General features: G+C 60.7%; 2 protein-coding genes. Both read left to right on the top strand.

Features of this window, described 5'->3' with window-relative positions; all coding sequences use genetic code 11:
• Positions 1-403, top strand: a 403-nt coding sequence (locus EN879_RS35270) for an aminotransferase class V-fold PLP-dependent enzyme (RefSeq protein WP_127274683.1), incomplete at its 5' end; no start/stop codon positions are given.
• 242 nt (positions 404-645) lie between these two features.
• The coding region (locus tag EN879_RS35265; protein ID WP_206521074.1) for a SufD family Fe-S cluster assembly protein at positions 646-1,565 on the top strand (920 nt) is incomplete at its 3' end.

The following is a 1,565-nucleotide window of genomic DNA, read 5'->3' as shown; positions in this document are numbered from 1 at the left end:
GGCCGCCCGCGAGGCCCTGGCCGGATTGCCGGCCATAGATGCGGTGCGCCGGCGCCGCGACGAGATCGAGGCCATCGTGAAAACGCTGGTGCCGGACGCGGAAATCTTCGGAACCGGTGCGCCAAGGCTTGCCAATACGGCATTCTTCGCTATTGCGGGCGTCAAAGCCGAAACCGCGCAGATCGCCTTCGACCTGGCCGGCGTAGCGCTGTCGGCCGGCTCTGCCTGTTCGTCCGGCAAGGTCGGACCGAGCCATGTGCTGAAAGCCATGGGATACGGTGACAGCCTTGGCGCCTTGCGCGTGTCGATCGGTCCGGCGACGGGCGCGGAAGACATCGAGTTGTTTCGCGTTGCGCTGACGGGAATCGCCGCGCGTCGGGCGGATAGAGAAAAAGCCGCGTGAGCGGTTGGGGCATCGGACCGAAAAGCGCGTAGCGATTTTCGGGAAAATCCGATGCTTGACGAAAATGATTTGGGCCATTCGGCCTGGTAGAGCCGTGCGTTTCATGCTGGCCGGGTGAATTTCCGGTCGAAGCGCACTATATGAAACTTACGCTGCCGCAAGCGCCTTTTTGGGGTTCGTTTTGGCGGTGCCATAGTTTGAAAACTGTCGGGCCTTGACCCCGGCGTGGATGGAGAACGCATATGCCTGCTGTGCAGGACACGATCGATCGGGTCCGAAAGATCGACGTCGACCAATATAAATATGGATTCCAGACCGAAATCGCGATGGATAAGGCCCCCAAAGGCCTCAGCGAAGACATTATCCGTTTCATTTCGGCCAAGAAGGACGAACCGTCCTGGATGCTGGAATGGCGTCTGGAAGCCTATCGCCGTTGGCTGACGCTTGACGAGCCGACCTGGGCGCGCGTCCACTATCCCAAGATCGATTTCCAGGACATCTACTTCTACGCGGCGCCCAAGAGCACGCCCGGCCCGACCTCGCTCAGCGATGTCGATCCCGAACTCTTGAAGGTCTACGAGAAGCTCGGTATTCCGCTGCGCGAGCAGGAAATCCTCGCCGGCGTGCAGAAGACCGACGCCTCGGAACTCGAGGAAGTCAGCGACAATGTCTACAAATCGGGCCGCGTCGCCGTCGACGCCGTGTTCGATTCCGTTTCCGTCGTCACCACCTTCAAGAAGGAGCTGGCGCAGGCCGGCGTCATCTTCTGCTCGATCTCGGAAGCCATCCGCGAGCATCCCGAACTGGTGAAGAAGTATCTCGGCTCGGTTGTGCCGACCTCCGACAATTATTACGCCACGCTGAATTCGGCCGTGTTCACCGACGGCTCGTTCGTCTTCGTGCCCAAGGGCGTGCGCTGCCCGATGGAGCTGTCGACCTATTTCCGCATGAACGAGAAGAACACCGGCCAGTTCGAGCGCACGCTGATCATCGCCGAGGAGGGGGCTTACGTCTCCTATCTCGAAGGCTGCACGGCGCCGCAGCGCGATGAGAACCAGCTGCATGCCGCCGTCGTCGAACTGGTGGCGCTCGACGATGCCGAGATCAAATATTCGACGGTGCAGAACTGGTATCCCGGAGACGCCGAGGGCAAGGGTGGCAT

The sequence above is a fragment of the Mesorhizobium sp. M7A.F.Ca.AU.002.02.1.1 genome (assembly GCF_003998535.1).
GTDB lineage: Bacteria > Pseudomonadota > Alphaproteobacteria > Rhizobiales > Rhizobiaceae > Mesorhizobium > Mesorhizobium ciceri.
The sequence above is the reverse complement of the archived record's forward strand: the minus strand, read 5'-3'. Positions and strand labels throughout refer to the sequence as shown.